21 protein-coding genes and 1 riboswitch are annotated in these 19,826 nt (G+C 55.7%); of the genes, 13 read left to right on the top strand and 8 right to left on the bottom strand.

All coding sequences use genetic code 11. The annotated features are described in order from the left end of the window. Window positions 1-25: 25 nt before the first annotated feature. The 9 genes from ccoG to ACTUJZ_RS05975 all read left to right on the top strand — a co-directional run bounded on the left by ccoG (window position 26) and on the right by ACTUJZ_RS05975 (window position 9,896). Window positions 26-1,456 carry a cytochrome c oxidase accessory protein CcoG gene (gene ccoG / locus ACTUJZ_RS06015; protein WP_463635386.1) on the top strand — a complete coding sequence of 477 codons (1,431 nt, stop codon included), beginning with the start codon at window positions 26-28 and terminating at the stop codon, window positions 1,454-1,456. An 8-nt stretch (window positions 1,457-1,464) separates the two neighbouring features. Next, complete coding sequence (locus ACTUJZ_RS06010) at window positions 1,465-2,436, top strand: serine/threonine protein kinase (RefSeq protein ID WP_463635385.1); 972 nt, start codon at window positions 1,465-1,467, stop codon at window positions 2,434-2,436. Then, window positions 2,436-2,864: a YqaA family protein gene (locus tag ACTUJZ_RS06005; RefSeq protein WP_463635384.1), complete on the top strand. Its 429-nt coding sequence runs from the start codon at window positions 2,436-2,438 to the stop codon at window positions 2,862-2,864. Before ACTUJZ_RS06010 ends, ACTUJZ_RS06005 begins: the two co-directional genes overlap by 1 nt. Window positions 2,865-2,893: 29 nt before the next feature. After that, window positions 2,894-3,111: riboswitch (cobalamin riboswitch) on the top strand. Window positions 3,112-3,165: 54 nt separating this feature from the next. Then, window positions 3,166-5,070, top strand: coding sequence for a TonB-dependent receptor plug domain-containing protein (locus ACTUJZ_RS06000; protein WP_463635383.1), 1,905 nt, complete (start codon window positions 3,166-3,168; stop codon window positions 5,068-5,070). Window positions 5,071-5,179: 109 nt separating this feature from the next. Beyond that, window positions 5,180-6,676 carry a sensor domain-containing diguanylate cyclase gene (locus tag ACTUJZ_RS05995; protein ID WP_463635382.1) on the top strand — a complete coding sequence of 499 codons (1,497 nt, stop codon included), beginning with the start codon at window positions 5,180-5,182 and terminating at the stop codon, window positions 6,674-6,676. 276 nt (window positions 6,677-6,952) lie between these two features. Beyond that, window positions 6,953-7,330 (top strand): hypothetical protein, encoded by a 378-nt coding sequence (locus ACTUJZ_RS05990; RefSeq protein ID WP_463635381.1) that lies wholly within the window; start codon window positions 6,953-6,955, stop codon window positions 7,328-7,330. 110 nt (window positions 7,331-7,440) lie between these two features. Then, a complete protein-coding gene (locus tag ACTUJZ_RS05985) occupies window positions 7,441-8,454 on the top strand; it encodes an LLM class flavin-dependent oxidoreductase (RefSeq protein WP_463635380.1) in 1,014 nt (337 codons plus the stop codon). A gap of 154 nt (window positions 8,455-8,608) precedes the next feature. Beyond that, window positions 8,609-9,235 (top strand): thiol:disulfide interchange protein DsbA/DsbL, encoded by a 627-nt coding sequence (locus tag ACTUJZ_RS05980; protein ID WP_463635379.1) that lies wholly within the window; start codon window positions 8,609-8,611, stop codon window positions 9,233-9,235. Window positions 9,236-9,299: 64 nt separating this feature from the next. Then, the gene (locus tag ACTUJZ_RS05975; protein ID WP_463635378.1) at window positions 9,300-9,896 is read left to right on the top strand and encodes an HD domain-containing protein; all 597 of its coding nucleotides are present in this window, start codon (window positions 9,300-9,302) and stop codon (window positions 9,894-9,896) included. A 51-nt stretch (window positions 9,897-9,947) separates the two neighbouring features. Here ACTUJZ_RS05975 and ACTUJZ_RS05970 read toward each other — a convergent pair whose 3' ends face one another. The 3 genes from ACTUJZ_RS05970 to ACTUJZ_RS05960 form a co-directional block, all read right to left on the bottom strand. Then, window positions 9,948-10,829, bottom strand: a complete 882-nt coding sequence (locus ACTUJZ_RS05970) for an aldo/keto reductase (RefSeq protein ID WP_463635377.1) — start codon at window positions 10,827-10,829, stop codon at window positions 9,948-9,950. A gap of 89 nt (window positions 10,830-10,918) precedes the next feature. Continuing rightward, window positions 10,919-11,926 (bottom strand): glycosyl transferase family protein, encoded by a 1,008-nt coding sequence (locus tag ACTUJZ_RS05965; protein ID WP_463635376.1) that lies wholly within the window; start codon window positions 11,924-11,926, stop codon window positions 10,919-10,921. Window positions 11,927-12,036: 110 nt separating this feature from the next. Next, on the bottom strand, window positions 12,037-13,602 hold the full coding sequence (locus tag ACTUJZ_RS05960; RefSeq protein ID WP_463635375.1) for a SulP family inorganic anion transporter: 1,566 nt from the start codon (window positions 13,600-13,602) through the stop codon (window positions 12,037-12,039). 201 nt (window positions 13,603-13,803) lie between these two features. On the opposite strand from ACTUJZ_RS05960, the gene ACTUJZ_RS05955 reads away from it, so the two are divergent. Continuing rightward, window positions 13,804-14,097: a hypothetical protein gene (locus ACTUJZ_RS05955; RefSeq protein WP_463635374.1), complete on the top strand. Its 294-nt coding sequence runs from the start codon at window positions 13,804-13,806 to the stop codon at window positions 14,095-14,097. An 8-nt stretch (window positions 14,098-14,105) separates the two neighbouring features. Here ACTUJZ_RS05955 and ACTUJZ_RS05950 read toward each other — a convergent pair whose 3' ends face one another. Next, window positions 14,106-14,777 carry a phosphatase PAP2 family protein gene (locus ACTUJZ_RS05950; RefSeq protein ID WP_463635373.1) on the bottom strand — a complete coding sequence of 224 codons (672 nt, stop codon included), beginning with the start codon at window positions 14,775-14,777 and terminating at the stop codon, window positions 14,106-14,108. A gap of 116 nt (window positions 14,778-14,893) precedes the next feature. Between ACTUJZ_RS05950 and ACTUJZ_RS05945 the strand changes: the two genes are divergently transcribed. After that, window positions 14,894-15,826 carry an AEC family transporter gene (locus ACTUJZ_RS05945; protein ID WP_463635372.1) on the top strand — a complete coding sequence of 311 codons (933 nt, stop codon included), beginning with the start codon at window positions 14,894-14,896 and terminating at the stop codon, window positions 15,824-15,826. Window positions 15,827-15,832: 6 nt separating this feature from the next. Here the strand turns inward: ACTUJZ_RS05945 and ACTUJZ_RS05940 are convergent, their stop codons facing one another. Both ACTUJZ_RS05940 and ACTUJZ_RS05935 read right to left on the bottom strand, forming a co-directional pair. Then, complete coding sequence (locus ACTUJZ_RS05940; protein WP_463635371.1) at window positions 15,833-16,150, bottom strand: BolA family protein; 318 nt, start codon at window positions 16,148-16,150, stop codon at window positions 15,833-15,835. Between the two features lie 9 nt (window positions 16,151-16,159). Further along, entirely contained in the window at window positions 16,160-16,804 is a 645-nt protein-coding gene (locus tag ACTUJZ_RS05935) for an alpha-ketoglutarate-dependent dioxygenase AlkB family protein (RefSeq protein ID WP_463635369.1), read from the bottom strand. A 32-nt stretch (window positions 16,805-16,836) separates the two neighbouring features. On the opposite strand from ACTUJZ_RS05935, the gene ACTUJZ_RS05930 reads away from it, so the two are divergent. Together ACTUJZ_RS05930 and ACTUJZ_RS05925 are read left to right on the top strand one after the other, a co-directional pair. Continuing rightward, on the top strand, window positions 16,837-18,045 hold the full coding sequence (locus ACTUJZ_RS05930; RefSeq protein ID WP_463635368.1) for a methyltransferase: 1,209 nt from the start codon (window positions 16,837-16,839) through the stop codon (window positions 18,043-18,045). A 9-nt stretch (window positions 18,046-18,054) separates the two neighbouring features. Further along, window positions 18,055-18,669, top strand: coding sequence for a peptidylprolyl isomerase (locus ACTUJZ_RS05925; RefSeq protein WP_463635367.1), 615 nt, complete (start codon window positions 18,055-18,057; stop codon window positions 18,667-18,669). Here the strand turns inward: ACTUJZ_RS05925 and ACTUJZ_RS05920 are convergent. Together ACTUJZ_RS05920 and ACTUJZ_RS05915 are read right to left on the bottom strand one after the other, a co-directional pair. Then, on the bottom strand, window positions 18,666-19,184 hold the full coding sequence (locus tag ACTUJZ_RS05920; protein WP_463635366.1) for a GNAT family N-acetyltransferase: 519 nt from the start codon (window positions 19,182-19,184) through the stop codon (window positions 18,666-18,668). The two genes, ACTUJZ_RS05925 and ACTUJZ_RS05920, sit on opposite strands and share 4 nt — an antisense overlap. After that, window positions 19,177-19,812: a gamma-glutamylcyclotransferase gene (locus tag ACTUJZ_RS05915; RefSeq protein WP_463635365.1), complete on the bottom strand. Its 636-nt coding sequence runs from the start codon at window positions 19,810-19,812 to the stop codon at window positions 19,177-19,179. The genes ACTUJZ_RS05920 and ACTUJZ_RS05915 overlap by 8 nt, the downstream gene beginning before the upstream one ends. Between the last annotated feature and the right edge of the window lie 14 nt (window positions 19,813-19,826).

Genomic DNA, 19,826 nt, shown 5'->3' with positions numbered 1-19,826 from the left:
CGCGGCTCAACACAGCGAGGCGGTTATGAATGAACGGATCCCGGTAAAAACCGACACCTCGGTGAGGGTGCATCCGCCGGCGGCCACACCGACGAAGCGTCATCGTGCGCGTAGCCGCATTTATGTGCGGGCGGTAAAGGGCCCGCTGGAAACCTTCCGACGCTTCTTTGGGCTGTTTTTTTTAGGCTTGTTTGCCCTGCTGCCCTGGCTGACTTATAACGACCGCCAGGCCATCTTGCTGGATATCGGCGAGCAGCGCTTCACCCTGTTTGCCCTGACCCTATGGCCGCAGGATCTGACCCTGCTGGCTTATCTGTTTATCATTTCTGCGTTTGCGCTGTTTTTTGTTACCACCTTTGCCGGCCGGGTGTGGTGTGGCTTTATGTGCCCGCAAACCACCTGGGTGTACCTGTTTACCTGGCTGGAAGAAAAACTGGAAGGTAACCGCCACCAGCGTATGAAGCTGGATGAACGGCCCATGGACTTTGGCAAATTCTGGCGCAAAACCGCCAAACAGGTATGCTGGTGGGCAGTGGCGATCCTCACCGGGCTATTATTTGTGGGCTATTTCACGCCGGTGCGCAGCCTGTTTATCGACTTTTTCACTTTTGAGGTTAGCTTCTGGGCTGGCTTTTTTGTGTTGTTTTTTGCCCTGTGTACTTATGGCAATGCCGGATATATGCGCGAGATCATGTGCACCCATATCTGCCCCTATGCGCGTTTTCAGTCCGCCATGTTTGACCGCGATACCATCACCGTGGCCTATGACGCCCAGCGTGGTGAACAGCGCGGCCCACGTCCGCGCAAGCAAGCACGCAGCGAACTGGCTGAGCAGGGCATGGGCGACTGCATCGACTGTCATCTGTGCGTACAGGTCTGCCCCACTGGCATTGATATCCGCAACGGCCTGCAATACGAATGCATCAACTGCGGCGCCTGTGTAGATGCCTGTAATGGCGTGATGGAAAAAATGCGTTATCCCAAGGGCCTGATCCGCTTTACCTCGGAGTCGGCGCTGGCCGGCAAACCGGTCAAGGTTTTACGGCCCAAGCTGATTGGCTATTTTGTGGTGCTGGTGGTAATGGTCAGTGTGCTGGTGCTGGCGGTGGTCAATCGGGTGCCGCTGGAGGTGGACATTATCCGCGACCGCAATGCCTTGTACCGCGAGACCAATCAGGGCCTGATTGAAAATGTGTATACGCTGAAAGTGCTTAACAAATCGCAGCAGCAGTATACCTATCGCATCAAGGTGGAAGGCCTGCCTAGCTATGAGATTATTGGCGACGCCCAGCTCACTGTGGCCGCTGGTACGGTGGCCACCTTGCCGATATCGGTTGCCACCGATGCCTATAATCTGCAAGATGCGGTCACCGATATTCGCTTCACCGTGACCAGTGAAAGCCCGGCCGAGGCGCCGGTGAGCGTCACCGAACCGAGTAAATTTTTATACCGTTAAAGGATCTTATGTCTGATTTTACCTTCACCGGCCTGACGCCGGACTCGGTGCTGGATGCCCTGGAAGCCTGCGGGATCTATCCCGAATCCGGTTTGCTGGCGCTCAATAGTTATGAAAATCGCGTTTACCAGTTTCGCGCGGACGATGGCCAGCGCATGGTGGTAAAATTTTACCGCCCGGATCGCTGGAGCGATGCGCAAATCCAGGAAGAGCATGATTTTGCCCTGGAGATCAATGGCGCTGATATCCCGCTGGTCGCTCCGCTGGTAATTAACGGCGCCACCCTGCACCACAGCCATGGCTTTCGCTTTGCGGTGTTTCCATCAGTGGGCGGCCGTCAGTTCGAAATCGACAACCTGGACCAGCTGGAATGGATGGGCCGTTTTATCGGCCGCATGCATCGGGTAGCCCAGGCCGGACAGTTTGCCCATCGCCCGGCGGTGGACAGCGCCAGCTTTTTGCATGCTTCGTATCAACAGCTGGAACATAGCGAGCTGTTACCGTCAGGGCTCAGAACCGCGTTTTTTGCTATTGCCGAGCCGCTGGTTAAGCTGGCCGATGCCCGCTATAGCCCCACCAGCCACATTCGCCTGCATGGCGACTGCCACCCGGGCAATATTTTATGGCGCGATGGCCCCATGTTTGTGGACTTGGACGATTGTCGCAGCGGCCCGGCTATTCAGGATTTGTGGATGATGCTAAATGGCGACCGCTCCCAGCAGTTGTTGCAGCTGGATGTGATGGTGGAAGCCTACGAGGAATTTCAGCCACTGGACCGCCGTGAGCTGGCCCTGATTGAACCGTTACGGGCCATGCGCATGATCCACTACATGGCCTGGCTGTCACGCCGCTGGCAGGACCCAGCTTTTCCCCGAGCGTTTCCCTGGTTTGCTGAAGACAAATATTGGGAAGGCCAGATTCTGGCGCTAAAAGAACAATACGCAGCGCTGCAGGAACCCCCGCTCTCACTAGGTTTATAATGGAGCTGCTGACCAGCCTGGGCCTGCCCGGGCTGTGGCTGGCCGCCTTTTTAGCCGCTACCTTGCTGCCCTTAGGCGCCGAATGGCTGGTGGTCACCCTGGTGCTGAACGGGTTTAGCCCGGCCAGTGTATGGCTGGTGGCCAGCAGTGGCAATGTGGCCGGTTCGTGGGTGAACTATGCCATCGGTTATTATTGGGGTCGGCCCGGGATCCAGCGGGTGTTTGGTGTCTCTGATACCGCCCTGGCACGCGCCGATGAACGCTTTGCCCGTTGGGGCAAGGTCACCCTATTACTGGCTTGGGTGCCGGTGATAGGCGACCCGCTGACCTTGATTGCCGGCTTGCTGCGGGTACCGTTGGGTTGGTTTTTGCTGCTGGTGGCTTTAGGCAAAGCTGGCCGCTATGCCCTGGTGATCACGCTGGTCTAGCAACCCTTGTCTTTCTGATCGCCTCGGGTATACTGCCAAACTATTCAGGTGCCTGTTTTTTCGCAGATTAAACGGGAAGTTAGTGAAAAGCTAACGCTGCCCCCGCAACGGTAAGTTCAAGCATTGCTTTTTTTCACCCCGCCTGACGGCGGTTAAGTCACTGTGGCGAATGCCATGGGAAGACGTGAAAAACCTGACTTTTGTCAGGCGAACCAGCCCGGAGACCGGCCTGATACGCGATCGGCTGTAAGGCCGGTGTCTTTAAAGCAGCACTCGGGTGGAGTGCCTGGCTGGAATCGTTATGTTCTCTCAATCTGTTTTTTCTTATGGCCTGCCAGCAGCCTTACTGCTGAGCGCAAGCTATTGCCCAACAGCAATGGCCAATTCTGATATTGAAACCCTCACCGTCACCGGCTCCCGGCTGGGATTGTCTACCGCGCAACTGGGTGTCGCCTCGACCGTATTGGGCGCACAAGAAATCGCCCTGTCCGGCGCGGTGCAGTTAACTGATCTGCTGCGCGCATTGCCGGGGGTCACCCTGACCCAGTCCGGCGGCCTGGGCACCTTTACGGAAATCCGTCTGCGTGGCAGTGAAACCAATCATTTGCTAGTGCTGATTGATGGCGTGGTGGCCAATGATATCGGCCAGGGCAGTACCATTGATTTATCGCACCTGCAGGCCAGCAATATTGCCCGCATCGAACTGCTGCGCGGCGCGCAAAGTGCCATCTGGGGTAGCGGCGCGGTGGCCGGGGTGCTCAGCATCACCACCAAAGCCGCCCGGCTGGGTGGCAACCAGATCAGTGCCACGGCCGGGCTGGGGAATCAGGGCACCGTACAAGGCGGTGTCACCGCCCGCGGCCAGGCCGGCAAGGTAAAACTCAGTAGCTATGCCAACTACCTGGAAGCAAGCGGTCAGAATATTGCCTTATCCGGTGCCGAGGAAGATGGCTATCGCAATATCAGCACCGGCGCGACCTTACGCTGGCAGGCCGACCCGGCGCATCAGTTTACCGCCACCGCCCGGCTGGTGGATTATGCCACCGATTATGATGCTATCGATTATGTGAGTACCGGCTTGCCGGTAGATGCGGCCAATGTGACCGATGGCAAACAATACAGCGGCCTGGCCAGTTGGCATTACACCCCGGCTGACACAGCCTATGCCAGCACGCTCACCGCGCAGTATCGCCAGGACAGCAACGACAATGTGGCCGGCGGCCGTGCCGATGGCGGCACCACCGGCACCCGCTACCAGCTGACCTGGCTCAACCGTTATGCTGTGGCGCAGTGGCAACTGGCAGGCGGCCTGGAATATCTGGCGCGCCAGTTTCGCCAGCGTGGCCCACTGACCTTCGGCGATCCCAACCAGCGCCAGCAAGATCACACCACCAGCGTATTTGCTGAGGTCAGCCGTGACTTAGCGGATGACCTGACTCTGGCGCTGTCCGGACGCTATGATGACAATACCGAATATGACGATGCGGTGAGCTACCGGGCAGCATTGAGCTGGGCGATAAGCGATGCGTACAGTGTGTTTGCCAGTCATAGCCAGGCGGTGAAAACCCCGTCATTTACCGAACGCTTTGGTTATTTTCCGCAAACCTTCCAGGGCAACCCCGACCTGCAGCCAGAGCAAAGCCGGCAGTGGGAAGTCGGTGCCCGCTGGCAGTTGCAGCAGGCGCTGCATGGTCAGATTAGCGTATTTGATACTCGTCTGGAAGATGAAATCGACGGTTTTGCCTTTGTGCCTGACACCTTTATCGGCACTGCGGTTAATCGCACGGGTACCAGCCAGCGCCGCGGCGCTGAGGCCCAGCTGGAATGGCGTCAGGGGCCCGCTACGTGGCGCGCTACCTACAGCTATGTGGATGCTGAACAGGCTGACACTGCGGAGCTGCGGGTAGCCCGTCATCAGGCCTCGGTGAGCATGCTCACCGCCCTGCCGGTGCCCAATCTGCATCTGTATACCAAAGCCGCCTACACCGGGTCGCGTGACGACCAGTTTTTTCCGCCGGCGGCCATGCCGCAGCGGGTCGGCTTAGACGCTTATACTCTGCTGGATATTAATCTGCAATATCAGCTCTCAGCCCACTGGCAACTGGCTTTGCGGCTGGATAATGCGCTGGATGAACGCTATCAGGATATCGTCGGCTTTCGCGCTCCTGCCCGGCGCTGGTTGCTGTCGATAGATTATCAGCTGTAGCTGCCAGCAAGCCTGCTGGTAAAAATCCGGCAGGCTGGCTATAGTCAACATGCTGTGCACAGGTCATTGCTGTGCGCGGCAGTTTGGCAGCCCATGGATGAGAAGGCCCATGCCCAGCCCGTACCTCGACACATTGTTTGAATTGCCCACCGCACTCTTGGTAAAACCGCGCGGGGATGAAAGTTTTTTTATCAGCCCGGCATTGGCCTGCCAATTCAATACTCAGCCAGGCCAGGTTAGCCACCGTCTTTCAGACTGGCGCTTTTATGCCACCGACAACCTGACCCTGCTGTCCGGTGACCAGCACCCCGTGCAGCTGGCTGAGCAAAGCGGCGAATTGTGCCAGCGCTGTATCGTGGCGGTGGCCGCAATGCGTTGCTACTGTGTGTTACACAGCAAGGTAACCCACGCTGACGGGCAAGACTGGCTGGTGATCCGGGTCGCGGTGCATAGTGCCACAGATCCCAGCGTCGCTGGGCCTGTGGCCTCTTCACTGGCAGAGCATGTAAATTTCAGTATGTTATTGTCTTCTTTGTCTACCCGTCTGATTAATGCCCATGAAGACGATGTTGACCGTCTGATTGAAGACAGTCTGGCCTCCTTTGGTAACTTTTTACAGGCTCACCGTTGCTATCTGTTTAGTTTTTCAAAAGATAAACACTACATGGACAACACCCACGAATGGGTGGCACCGGGAGTAGCACCGTTTAAGCAGGAATTGCAGCAGGTTCCGCTCACCGCCCTGCCTTATTTTGCCCGAATCATCCAGCAGAAGCAGGTGTTTGTGGTGGATGATGTCAGCCTGCTACCGGCCGAGGCCTGCCTGGAAAAAGCCGAATTTGAGCGTGAAGATATCGGCGCGGTGCTCTGTGTGGCAGTGGTGCTTAACGATGATTTATTTGGCTTTATCGGCTGCGATATTCTGGCTGTTGCGCACCGCTGGACCCAGTACGAAATTCAGCACTTGAAACTGATTGGCGAAATGGTCAGCGAAACCTTACAGAGTGTGAAAACCCGCTGTTCATTGCATCGCCTGCAACAAGAATTGCTGCGCGCCAATCAAACCCTGGAAGTGCTGGTCAACCTCGACGGCCTGACCCAGATAGCCAACCGCCGGCATTTTGATGAAGCGCTCAGCCGGGCCTGGCACAGTGTGCGTACTGACGGCGGTCAGTTAAGTCTGCTGATGCTGGACGTGGATTATTTTAAACGCTACAACGACAGCCATGGCCATCAGGCCGGTGACATCACCCTCAAACGCATTGCTCAGGCCATTGATGATATCGCCACCTTGTACCAGGGCACCGCAGCGCGGTATGGCGGTGAAGAATTTGCTGTGATTTTGCCGCACAGTCACCGCCACCATGCCAGCCAGGTCGCTCAGGCGATCATGAGCGCGGTGCGCGCACTGTCGATTACCTTTCATTCACCGTTGGCAGAAAACTATGTCACCGTCAGCATCGGCCTGGCCACGAATCAGGATGCTGACACCAGTGGCCAGTTGGTTGCCTATGCTGACCAAGCGTTGTATCAGGCCAAGTTGCAGGGTCGCAATCAGGTGGTAGTGTTCCAATGTCCACGTCAGGCTCACTCATCACCGGCCTGACTGTCACAAAAAAATAACCTCGCTCTCACAATTTTGTGTAGCCACTGCCACCGCAGGCCTGACAGCTATTGTGCGGCTGCAATAAAGCGTAGTTTGTGCGTCATTTGCGCGCTTTGCTGCTAAACAGCTACTGCGTGTCATACGCATTTATGCTATGCTTATTTCTGTTGAAAACATATATTCTCTCGTGCTTTTTTAGCACTCTTGCACGCGCCTGTATGCTCTTTCTGGCCGGATTTTTTCGGCTATGGATTTCTAATTATCGTAGGATATGTGATGAAACGCTTACTGGCCTGTATCGAAAAACAAACCGCCTCCAGCCCGGTGCTATTGCACCGCGAAGTCACCACCGTATTGTCCGTGTTTTGCCAACGCTTTGACCGACGGGTGGAAGAGATCCTGACCATTTCCGATGAAGGCTACCTCAAAGTGCGGCTGGACAGCGGTACCAATGGCTATTGTTATATGGATCTGGATGGCGATGTTTTAATTGAACTGGAAACCTCAACCCAACTGGTAGTCCATACTTTTCGTCAAGAGCAGGATCGCTGGCAGTTTATCAGCCATCAATCATATGAAATCGCCGGCACACTGACCCCGGACGATTGCAGTCTGGCGCCTCGCCCGTTGCACCCGCGCGCACTGGCGGGCTAGCCACTTAACGCCTGCCGACGCTTTTAAGCACAATCAGCCAGCCCCCTTGTCTGGTCAAAATTGATCCCCACCCTGAATGGAGAATTAACCAGACTTGTTTAAGGAACCGTATGGCTGTTCCCGTTTCCATTTTAGACCTGGCCCACATTGGGGAAGGCCAAGGTGTTGCCGACGCTTTGCAGCATACCCGTGCTACCGCACAGCTAGCCGAACAGCATGGCTTTGAGCGCCTATGGCTGGCCGAGCATCATGGCATGCGCGGGGTCGCCAGTGCCGCCACCGCCACATTGTTGTCCCATATCGGCGCGCACACCCAACAGATCCGACTGGGCTCCGGCGGTATTATGCTGCCCAATCATTCGCCTTTGATGGTGGCCGAGCAGTTTGGCACCCTGGCCTCACTCTACCCGGACCGTATCGATCTGGGACTGGGCCGAGCGCCAGGTACCGACCCAGCCACAGCCCGCGCCCTGCGCCGCGATTTACACAGCAAGGTGGAAACCTATCCGGATGACATCGCTTTATTACAAGATTATCTGGATGATGACAGTGCCGGCATGGATGTGCTGGCCATCCCCGGCGCCGGCACTAAGGTCCCGCTGTATTTACTCGGCTCCAGTCTGTACTCGGCGCAACTGGCCGGCAAGCTGGGCCTGCCATTTTTCTTTGCCTCGCATTTTGCCCCTGAGGCCTTGCTGGATGCCATCAAGATCTATCGCATCAATTTTCGGCCGTCAGCCCAGTGCACGCAGCCCTATGTGGGTGCCGGGGTAATGACGGTAGTTGCCGATAGCCAGGCTGAAGCGCTGCGCCTGTATACATCGGTGCAACAGCAGTTTGGCCTGTTACGACGCGGCGCCAATGCGCCCATGCCGGCGCCGGTGGATGATATTTATCAGCTCCTGAGTAAAGCTGAAGTGCAGGCTATCGACCAGACCTTGCGTTATGCCGCTGTGGGCACACCGGAGCAGGTACAGCAGCAGTTGCAGAAGTTTGTTGCCCACACCGGGATAGATGAGCTGATGTTGTCGTTTCCCATCCACGATCCGGCCGCCAGCCATGCGGCGATCCGCCACGTGGGCGGGATGTCTGACATCAAGGCTGCGCCAAGCTGGCTGACATAACGCGCCGAAGGTGCTATGTTTAGCGCCTTGGTGTGTCTGCTACCTAAGGTAGGATGCATTCAATTAACGAAAAAAAGCGGCTTGCCTGATAGCCCCACCGTGTGTGGCGCTGGCCAGTCGCCTCCGGTCTGTACCGTTTTTAAGGAACTATTGCATGAAAAAAATCGCACTGTTACTGGTGATGGCTGTGCTTTTGCCGCTGCAGGCATGCGCGGCTGATGCCAAGTGGGAAGAAGGAAAACACTATAAAGTGTTAGACGAGCCTGCCACTAAGCAACCTGAAATTATGGAATTTTTCTCTTTTTGGTGCCCGCACTGCTACAAGTTTGAGCCGCTGGTAGAAAAAATCAAAAGTAAGGTAAGTGACGACACCGAATTTACCAAAATTCATGTCAACTTCATGGGCTTTACTTCTAAGGAAGTGCAGGATGCTGCCACGCGCGCCATGATGATTGGCCGTGCGGTAAAGCGTTCAGAAGAGTTAAACGGCGCTATTTTTGATTACATCCATAAACAACGCGCCAGTGTTACCGGCCTGGACGACCTGCGCAATGTGTTTGTGGTTAACGGTGTCGACAAAGCCGAGTTTGATAAGCTGGCCAACAGCTTTGGCGTGAACAACATGATGAAGCGCAATGACAAACAGATGGACCAGTACCGCAGCTATGTGCGCGGTGTGCCGAATTTTATTGTCAATGGTCGTTATCAGGCTCAGTTTACCAGAGACATGTCTGAACAAGAGATGATCGATTTAATTGTATGGCTGACCAAACAAGGCTAAACACGCCTGGTTCAGCGAAGATAAAACGCGCCCACCGGCGCGTTTTTTGTTTGAAGGATATCGCATGACAACAGCATTACCCCAAGCGGGCTTTATCAAAGAACTGGATAAGCTTAAAGCCATTCGGCGCCAGTTACGCCTGCCTGAAGATGATGATCGCCAGGAAAACAGTGCCGAACATAGCTGGCATGTGGCTGCCAGTGCCATGATGTTAAAGGATTATGCTGCCGAGAAGATTGCCATAGACAGGGTGATTATGATGATTTTGTTGCATGATCTGGTGGAGATTGATGCCGGCGATATGTTTGCCTTTGCCCAAGATCAAGATCATGCCGAGCAGGCGCTCAAAGAGCTGGCGGCCGCCAAGCGCATTTTTGGTTTGCTGCCAGATGCGCAGGCTCAGGATTATCTGGAGCTGTGGCTGGAGTTTGAAGCTGCCGAAACCGCCGATGCGCGCTTTGCCAAGGCTATGGACCGGGTGCTGCCGGTGTTTCAGAATATGCAGAATAAAGGGGGCAGCTGGGCCCGGCACGGGGTTACCAAACAGCAGATCCTGGCCCGCAATGTGCTGCTTAAAGACTGCGCGCCAGTGTTATGGGATTATGTCAATGACCAGCTTACCCTGGCCCAGCAACAGGGCTGGCTGCCGGCTGACGAATAAGCAAAGAGGCCCGGCGCGACATACGCCGGGCTGCACAGCAAAAGATGCTGGTTAGTCCGGCACCGGATTATTAAGGTTATCCTGCCAGGCAGTATCCGGATCCCCGCCAAACCGCGTATCGGTGTTCAACGCATCGATTGACGACAGCTCATCGTCGGTCAGGGAAAAACCATCCAGCGCCAGATTGGCCGCAATGTGTTTATCACTTTCGGATTTGGGGATCACGATGCGGCCCTGCTGCACATCCCATTGTAAGATTATTTGCCCAGCCGACACTTCATATTTTTCAGCCAACTGCTTAATCACTGACGCATTGACCGGCTTATCTTCGGCTTTCACATCACTCCAGGAACCCGAGCCCAGCGGCGACCAACATGACACCACGATCCCCTTGCTTTCGCAGTATTCGGTCAATGTTTTCTGAGTGAAGTACGGGTGCAGTTCCAGCTGATTATAAACCGGCTGAATTTCAGCAAACTCCAGCAGTTGTTGGATATCGGTTTTACGAAAGTTCGACAGCCCTAATGATTTGGCCAGCCCTTCATGATGCAGTTTTTCCAGCGCTTGCCAGGTGGGCCGGGTTTTTTCCGGGTACGGCCAGTGCACCAAATACAAATCGACATAGTCCATCCCTAATCTGGCCAGGCTTTGCTCCATGGCGGTTAGGGTCGACTGGTAGCCTTGCTGGGTGTCCCACACCTTGGTGGTGATAAAAAACTGGTCACGGGGTAAGCCTGATTCGGCCACCGCCTGGCCCACACTGCGCTCGTTGCCATAAAATGAAGCAGTATCGATGTGCCGGTAGCCCGCATCGATGGCTTTTGAAATCACTTCTTTGACATAGCCATCATCCTGATGCATGGCGCCGATGGCAGCGGTGCCAAAGCCGATTTGAGGAATGCTTCGGCCATCATTTAACTGAATATTTTGCATCGCTCGGATCCTCATCTTTGATTCAACCCGCGGCTCCTGGCAACAGCAACAGGCCCGCCGGATTGATAGGTTGACCGAGGCGGATCAGATCACCGGTTTGCGCTTAGCGCCCCAAACGGCAGCTCCTGCCCCCGGCGCTGCTGCCACACTGTGCGCGCCCGGCCCTGTGCCTCGTCAACCGGCAGGTTTTCCAGCAACATCAACCAGCTGGTTAAGGTGCCCTGAATAGCCTGACTGGCATAGCCATGCTGCAGTTCTTCGCGCCACACTGCCAGCATGGGCGCAGCGCTCATATCCCGCTGCTTTAGGGCCCACTGCTCACTGTGGGCCGGCAGTGTGACACAGTCGGTCTGGCCGCGCCGGGTCAGGTACAGCTCGGTGGGTCGCTCACTGTTAATTTCCGGGTCGCCGCCATCGCCGCGGTAGCACAATGCCTGGGTGGTCAAAAAGGCCTCATTGACCCGGGCATGTTTGATATCCAGCCCGCTGTGAAAGACGCCCTGCACCGAAAACGGGCTGGCACTGGGATTAAGCAAGCGACCTAAGGTATTAGCGCACGAGCGCAGGCCAAGTACCTCACGCAGCTTTATGATGGCATCTAGTGCTGGCAGCACCACGCCTAAATCCAGATAGGTCACTCCATAAGCGGTGAGCTGCTGCTCGGCCTGCACGGTATCCTGCGCCAGCTCCAGCCCTAAGGCCGGCAACACCTGGCTGGCGTACAGACGGCCTGAGCCAGGCTCATGGGCACCATGTAGAAAGATCCGATAGCCGGCCTGGGCCAAACAGGCCACTGCCAGCAAATACCAGGGCAGCTGGCGGCGTTTGCCGGCATAACAGCCGATGTCCAGATCGCTGGGCAGGCTGGCCACCTGAGGGGTGAGCAACAGGCGGCAGGCATCCAAAAAGCCACAGATTTCATCCGGAGTTTCCTCGCGGGTGCGCAGTAGCATCAAAAATGCGCCGCGCTGTTCGCCGGTAACATCGCCGGCCAGCACCATCTTCATGGCTTCAAAGGCTTCTTCGCGGGTCAGGCTGCGGCTGCCTTTATTGCCTTTGCCGATGATCTTGATGTACTGGCTGAATGGGTGGGACATGGGGCTAATCACATTTTTTCTTTGATACCGCGCACTGTAGCAGCCGGGCATAAAAAAACCCATATCCGGGGCCGCCGGATATGGGTTTTTTGCTGTTTGTTATTAAGTGACTAGCCCAGCTGGTCTGAGGCCACTTTGTAACGCGGATCTTCCTGCACGTTGATTTCAACAAACTTGTTGGCTTTTTTCAGCAAGCCGCGGCAATCCTGACTGATATGGCGGATGTGCAGTTTTTTGCCCTGCTTTTCATATTTGTCCGCCAGGGTATCCAACGCATCAATACCGGATGAATCCCAGATGCGGCTATTTTGAAAATCAATCACCACATCTTGCGGATCGTTTTGAATATCAAACAGATCTTTAAAGTGGCTGATGGAGCCAAAGAACAGCGGGCCATCCAGTTCATACACTTTCCAGCCGTCATTATCAATGTGGCTTTGTACTGCGATATGCCGGGCGTGCTTCCAGGCAAACACCAGGGCCGATACAATCACACCCACGACCACCGCCACAGCCAGATCGGCAATCACAGTGACCGCAGTCACCAGGAATAGCACAAAGGCATCTTCTTTGTTTACTCCGCGAATAATTCTGAACGAAGCCCATTCGAAGGTGGCGATAACCACCACAAACATCACCCCAACCAGTGCCGCCAGCGGCACCATTTCAATCAGCGGGGCGGCAAACAGGATGAAGCCCAGCAATACCAGCGCCGCGGTAATGCCTGACAAGCGCCCACGGCCGCCAGAGTTGATGTTGATCATACTCTGGCCAATCATGGCACAACCGCCCATGCCGCCAAAGAAACCATTCACACTGTTGGCCACGCCCTGCCCCACACATTCGCGGTTACCACGGCCGCGGGTGTCGGTCATCTCGTCGATCAACGATAGAGTCAGCAACGACTCAATCAGGCCCACCAGACATAAAATGATGGAGGTTGGCAGCACGATATACAGAGTTTCCAAATTCAGCGGCACCATCGGGATGGCAAAGCTGGGCAGCTCACCGGCCAGGGTGGCGGTGGCTTTTTGGTCAGCCGGTAACAGATCGCGGACAAAATCCAGCACAGTGCGGGCTTCTAAGCCCAGTGAATGGACCAGGACAGTGACCACAATAATCGCCACCAGGGAAGCCGGAACCGCTTTGGTCAGCTTGGGCAGCAAATAAATAATGGCCATGGTCAGGGCCACCAGGCCCACCATCCAGTACAGCATGGTGCCTTCCATCCATTGCCATTCGCCCACAGCATTTTGCACCTTGAACTGGCCCAGCTGAGCAAGAAAGATCACAATGGCCAGGCCATTTACAAAGCCCAGCATGACCGGGTACGGCACCAGGCGAATAAACTTGCCCAGTTTAAACACCCCGCACAATATCTGTAACACCCCGGCTAAAATCACCGCGGCAAACAGATATTGCACACCGTGTTCAGCCACCAGGGCCACGGTCACAACCGCCATGGCGCCGGTAGCACCAGAGATCATGCCGGGCCGGCCGCCGATGGCAGAGGTAATCAGGCCCATCATAAAGGCTGCGTACAGGCCAATCATTGGCTCGACGCCCGCCACAAAGGCAAACGCCACCGCCTCGGGCACCAGCGCTAAGGCGACCGTGGTGCCGGACAGCACATCATTTTTTATATTGCTGTCTTTGGTATTGATGAGATCAAACATGCATTTCCATCAAATTGAGTGGTTAAAATTCGGGCGGCGATTCTATCACCAAAACAGCTTAAAGTCCTTTAACAGAATGTAAAAACTCGATTGGGTAGCGGCTGACTGGCCCTGCCATTGCATGGCGCGCCCGGAGCAGGCACACTAGGGGCTGTAGCAGCCCTTAGCGGCATATATTCATTGCAACACAGGAGAAGGAGCGTGGTTCCTTATTTACTTACCGGCTTGTCTGTATTGGTAGCCGGCGTTATTCACTGGCATGCCCCGCGTGCCTTCTGGCGGGCAACATTAACCTCCACCGCCACCATTTTATTGCTGTCTGTGGCCGCATTATTTATTTTTCAGGCGGCCGGCATGCTGGTCAGTGACAAAACCGGCCAGACCGCCGACATTTCACAGTCGTTACTGACTGTTACCGCCCTGATGGCCTTTTTTGGCTTTTTGATCTCCATCTTTGTAGGCTGGTTTTTACGCACGGTCCGGCATAAAAAGTAATCAAAACATCACTGCGGCTGTTCCGGTCCGCGGCGTTGGTGGATCACCAGCACATACCACAACAATACCCACATGGCGCCGGCGAACCAGCCGGCCAGAATATCGGTGGGCCAGTGCACGCCTAAATACACGCGGCTAAAGCCCACCAGCACGGTAGTCACCCCGGCGGCAATAAAAAACAGCCAGCGTATCCGGGCCAGCCCTGACACCGGCATACTGGTGGCCGCCAGGGTAAAATAGCAAATGGCCGACATCATGGCATGGGCCGACGGAAAACTGCTGGTAAAAGTTTTGGTACCATGTTCCACCAGATCCGGGCGAGGCCGGGTAAAGCCATATTTGAGCGCAAAAGTCACCGCCAGCGCCAGCAGAATGCTTAGCACCGTATAGCCGGCCAGCCGGGTATAGCCGCGCAGATACAAGAGCCCTGCGCCCAAGCCGCTTAAATACAGCAACACCCAGTTTGAGCCCATGGCAGTAATATCGCGCATGCCTTCTTCCAGCCACAATGGCCCTAAGGGGTTCGTCACATCGTCAGCATGACGCAGCCCGGTGATGATGGCGGTATCCAGAGCTGGCGTGGCATCCAGCGTTACCCACACTGCGGTCAGTATGAACAACCCCAAAAAACACAGCCCGAGAACCACCAGCTGGCGTCCGCTTGGTTTGCGTAAATACATGCTTTGCTGCCTCCAAGATGAATATTCATTGGTACTGCGCGAACTGCGATAGAGTTTAGCCCGGCGCACCAGCAGATTTGTTGCTACACTAGCGTTTTTTTTTAGCAGGACAGTGCATGTACGGATTTATCACCAATACGTTAGGCCCGGTGCTGGTCTTGCTGATAATTGGCTATGTGCTGTACCGGCGTGGGGTGCTCAACGACAGCTTTATCGAAACCGGCTCGCGGCTGGTGTTCAATCTGGCGCTACCGGCATTGTTGTTTGTGGCAATTGCTGAAGCCGACTTTAGCCGCGCTGCCAACCCTACCCTGATTGCCACCGGCGTGGTGGCCACCTTTGGCTTTTTTCTGCTGCTGATGGCGTTTTGCCATGTATGGGTAACGCCCAACAATGCCCGTGGGGTGGTGGTTCAGGGCGGCTTTCGCGCCAATATGGGAATCATCGGGCTGGCCTACTGTGCCAACACCTACGGCCAGGAAGGACTGGCCGTGGCCTCGGTGTATCTGGGCGGGGTGACGGTGTTGTTTAATATATTGTCGGTGTTTGTACTGAATTTTTATCTCGACAGCCAGCGTTCCTGGTTTCAGCATCTGACCGGCATGGCCAGAAACCCACTGATTATCGCTATCTTACTGGCCTTACCGGTGTCCTACTTTGAATTGGCCCTGCCCACCTTTGTGCTGGCCACCGGGGACTATTTTGCTCAGCTGACGCTGCCCCTGGCACTGATTTGTACCGGCGCCACCTTGCAGTTTCGGGCCTTTTCCAGTGACTGGCGCAATCTCACCATCGCCACGGTGAGTAAATGCTTACTTTATCCACTAACTCTAACTGGCACAGCCTATATGATGGGATTTCGGGAGATGGAGCTGGGCATCGTGCTGTTGATGAGTATCGCGCCCACCGCGGCTGCCAGTTATATCATGGCACGCCAGCTAGGCGGTGATCCGCGCCTGGCGGCCAGCATTATTGCGCTAACCACCCTGTTGTCGTTGCCGGTGACCGCCGCGGCATTTGCCAGCGTACGAGCAGCCGGGCTGGTTTAAGCGCGGCTATTGTTCGGCTGAGCCGCCTCGACATTGGGGTGACACCTGCGCAGCCTGGCCACGGGTCTGCCATTCCTGTGGAGTAAAAGTGTGCAAGGCGAGCGCATGCACCGGCCCGGCCAGCGCCTCGGCTAATAGCTCATTGACCTTACGGTGCCTGGCCAGCAGCCGGCTACCTTCGAAGTGAGAACTTACTACGGTAACCTTAAAATGGGTTTGCGCATCCGCCGGCACATTGTGCATATGACTTTCATTGACCACCTCTAAATACTCAGGGGCCAAGGCAGACTCAAGCTGCTGTGTGATAAACGCGTCTACTTGCATACAGGCTCCTTACCCGGTAACACCCGGCGCTTTGCCCGGTGGCATAATGTGGCGAAATGTCAGGTTTATTCTATCATTCACCACCTGTTTCGTCTTGTTGATCCCGTGCTGATAAAATTGCTGGGTCGTCCCGGCCATCACCAGCAAACTGCCATGTTCCAATAATAGTTTATGCCGCAAACCAGTGTGAATATGGCGAAAAATAAAGCCGCGCGCCTGGCCCAGGGTCACAGAGCCTATCACCGGCTGAGGGCCCAGCTCGGGTTCATTGTCGGCATGCATGCCCATGCTGTCATTGCCATCGCGATACCAGTTGGCCAGCACACTGTTAAACGGCTGCTGGCAATGCTGAGCCAGGCGGTCGCGCAAACCGGCCAGAGTGGGTGTCCAGGGCTTTGGCGTCATGGTCAGACCGGTGTAGGTGTAGGCGGTGCCCGGATCACCGTGCCAGGCCTGCAGACGGGGAATTTTTACCAGCTTGCCAAACAGTTTAATGGTATCCTGCTGCCAGCTTAATTCGGTGTGTAACTGCGTCTGGATGGCATCAGCCTCGGCGGCCGGCAACCAGCCCGGATAATAGGTCACTGTGGCATCCGGCAACGGCAGTCTCTGCCCGCGGGCCTGATTGGCTACATCAAATAAATCCGGCTGCATGTAGTTACCCCTTTCAACAATAGATAAGGTTTATGAATACCACCTTTTGCCTTTTGGACCGTCAGCTGGAGCTGGCCCGCTATCCGGCTGACCATCAGCACAAAAGTTTACAGGCCTGGGACAGCGCCGATGAGTTGCTAATCAGCCAGTTGGCAGCGGATCAGAAGGCCAACAATACCGCGCCGGCGGATGCTGCTCAGTCTATCATACTCAATGATGACTTTGGCGCGCTGGGCGTGTGGTATGCCGACACAGCCCCCATCTGGTACAGCGATTCGTGGATTGCGCACAAGTCGCTAGCAGCGAACTTACAGGCTAACGATATGCCTGTTAGCACTCACCTTGATGGACTCGTGACCAGCCCGGTGCAGGCTGTCAGTGACCTGGCCGCATTACCCGATGCGCCGGCTCAGGTGCTGATCAAGATCCCCCGCACGCTGGCTCTGCTTGAAGAACAACTGAATGCCCTGGGGCAAGTGGTGACCCCGGCTACTAAAGTGATAGCCGCTGGCAAGGTCAAAACCATCACCCGTTCGGTGTTAGGCTTATTCGAGCGCTACCTGGGGCCCACCAGCACCTCGTTGGCCCAAAAAAAATCGCGCCTGATATTTTGTACGCCGGATGCGGCGGTGCTGGCTCAGCCAGCCCGCTCCCCCTATCCCACGATCTGGCAGCACCCTGCCAGCAATGGGCAACCACTGACTATCGCCAATCATGCCAATGTGTTTTCACGCCAGTCGGTGGATATTGGTGCGCGGTTGATGCTGGAACATATGCATGTGACCAATCACGAACGGGTGATTGATTTAGGCTGCGGCAATGGCATTTTAGGCCTCAATGCCCTGGCTCAGGCGCCGCAGGCGCAGGTGACCTTTGTGGATGAGTCCTTTATGGCCCTGGCCAGTGCGAAAGACAATGTGCAGCACAATTTTGCTTCGGCGCTGGCGCAATGCCGCTTTGTGGCCAGTAATTGTCTGGAACAGTTACTGGCCGATCCGGGTCTGTATGAAGCCGACAAGATTTTATGTAATCCACCCTTTCACCAGCAAAATGCCATTACTGATCATATTGCCTGGCAGATGTTTCATGACAGCAAGGCGCTGCTGCGCCGCGGCGGCCACCTGCTGGTGGTGGCCAACCGCCACCTGCAATATCACACCCGCCTGAAGCGTTTGTTTGGCGGCGTTAAGGTACTTGCAAGTAATCGAAAATTCGTTATTTTGAGTGCAGCCAAACGATAAGGACTGACTATGTTACGCACATTTGCTTTGTTACTGGCGCTATTGCCTGCTGTGGCGTTTACCGCGGCAGCCGCCACCGAAGAAAATCATGCCGGCACCCAGGTACAGCCGGACAACTACTATCCACGGGTGAAGCTGGAAACCAGTATGGGTACCATCGTGGTGGAGTTGGATCGGCGCCGCGCGCCTATCACCGCCAACAACTTTTTGCGCTATGTGACCAAAAATGGTTACAACGGCACCCTGTTTCACCGGGTGGTCCCCGGCTTTGTGGTGCAAGGGGGTGGCTACAACCAGGAGTTTGATGAAAAACCGGCATACCCGGCGATTTTTAATGAGTCGGGCAATGGTATGAAAAACACCCTGTATACCGTAGCCATGGCGCGCCAGAACGAGCCCCACTCGGCCACCCGCCAGTTCTTTTTTAATGTGAACGACAACCCCAGCCTGGACCCGGGCAAAGACTGGGGGTATGCCGTGTTTGGTATGATTGTCGAAGGCGAGGATGTGGTAGACAAAATGATGGAAGTGGAAACCGAGTATCAGATGCGTCTGCGCGAACCCAATAGCCCGGTGGAACCTATCATTTTAGAACAAGCCAGCGTGCTGCCGGCCTCTTTTTAATCTTGGTTCAGATGGCGCCAGTAGAGTCGCTGGCGCGGCAGCCCAGGCATAAACAACTGGCCCCGGCTGGCAAAACCCAACCGCCCCAGCAATCGCTGCGAAGCCTGATTTTCCGGATGGGTCATGGCGGTCACATAGGCAAACCGATAATGCTGGCGGGCAGCCTTAAGCACGGTTTTACAGGCTTCCTGGGCCAGCCCCTTACCACGATGCTCGGCTAAAAAGCCAAAACCCAGATCCGGCGCGCTGAACACTCCGCGAGTCAGCAAACCACACAGCCCCAAGGGGGTGCCGCTGTCCTGGCGCTCCACCACCCATAAGCCATAGCCCCACTGGTCCAGATGGCCGCGAATATGTCTGATATAACGGCGCGCGTCGGCCATGCTGTGCACATTGCGATTACCAATGTATTTCACCCAGATCGGATCGTTGTTAAGTGCATAGAGCCAGGCGGCATCCTGCTCGTGAGCCGAACGCAGACCTAAGCGCGGCGAGGTAAACTGGTACTTAGCCATGACCGGCCTCACGCAGCAGCGCATCAATTTGTTGATGTTGCGCCGGGCTGACCCGGCCGGGCCGGGGATAAACCGGCTGTTGCCGGTCGGCCCGAACATGGGTCGGCCAGTGCGAGGTGGATTCAATAAACTGGCGGGCCTGGTCGACGCCCCCGTATTCCAGACAGCCCGCCAGGCAGGTATCGATGTAGGTTTGTGACACCGGATACGCTTGGTTGGCTGGGTATTCGGTGAGCGTCTGGCAGATCCATAGGGCATAGTCGGCCAGCCGGGCCTGCAGATACTTGTGCACCGGGGTGCTTAACTGGGTTTGCAGCGCCTGCGGGGAAACCTGCACAAAACGGTAGTCTTTTTCCCGTTCAGCCAGCGCCGGGCTCATGGCTGTAGGAATAAGCTGGGCATTGAGCTGACTGCCAGCTTCGGCCACCGCGCCCACATAGGTTTGCTGTTCTTGTTCACTACGGGTGATCCAGCCGCGGTGAAAGCCTTGCACTGTCACCATAACGCCCTGATGCTCAATATGCGAAAAGCGCAGGCGGCTGTCAGCATTCATCAGGCTGCCATAGCCGACAATCAGATGCTCATAATCAAATGATGAAAACCAATGCTGTAGCTGGGTCAGGGTCACAGTTTGCTCCTTTG

It is taken from the genome of Alteromonas sp. WD8-37 (assembly GCF_055326825.1).
The sequence above is the reverse complement of the archived record's forward strand: the minus strand, read 5'-3'. Positions and strand labels throughout refer to the sequence as shown.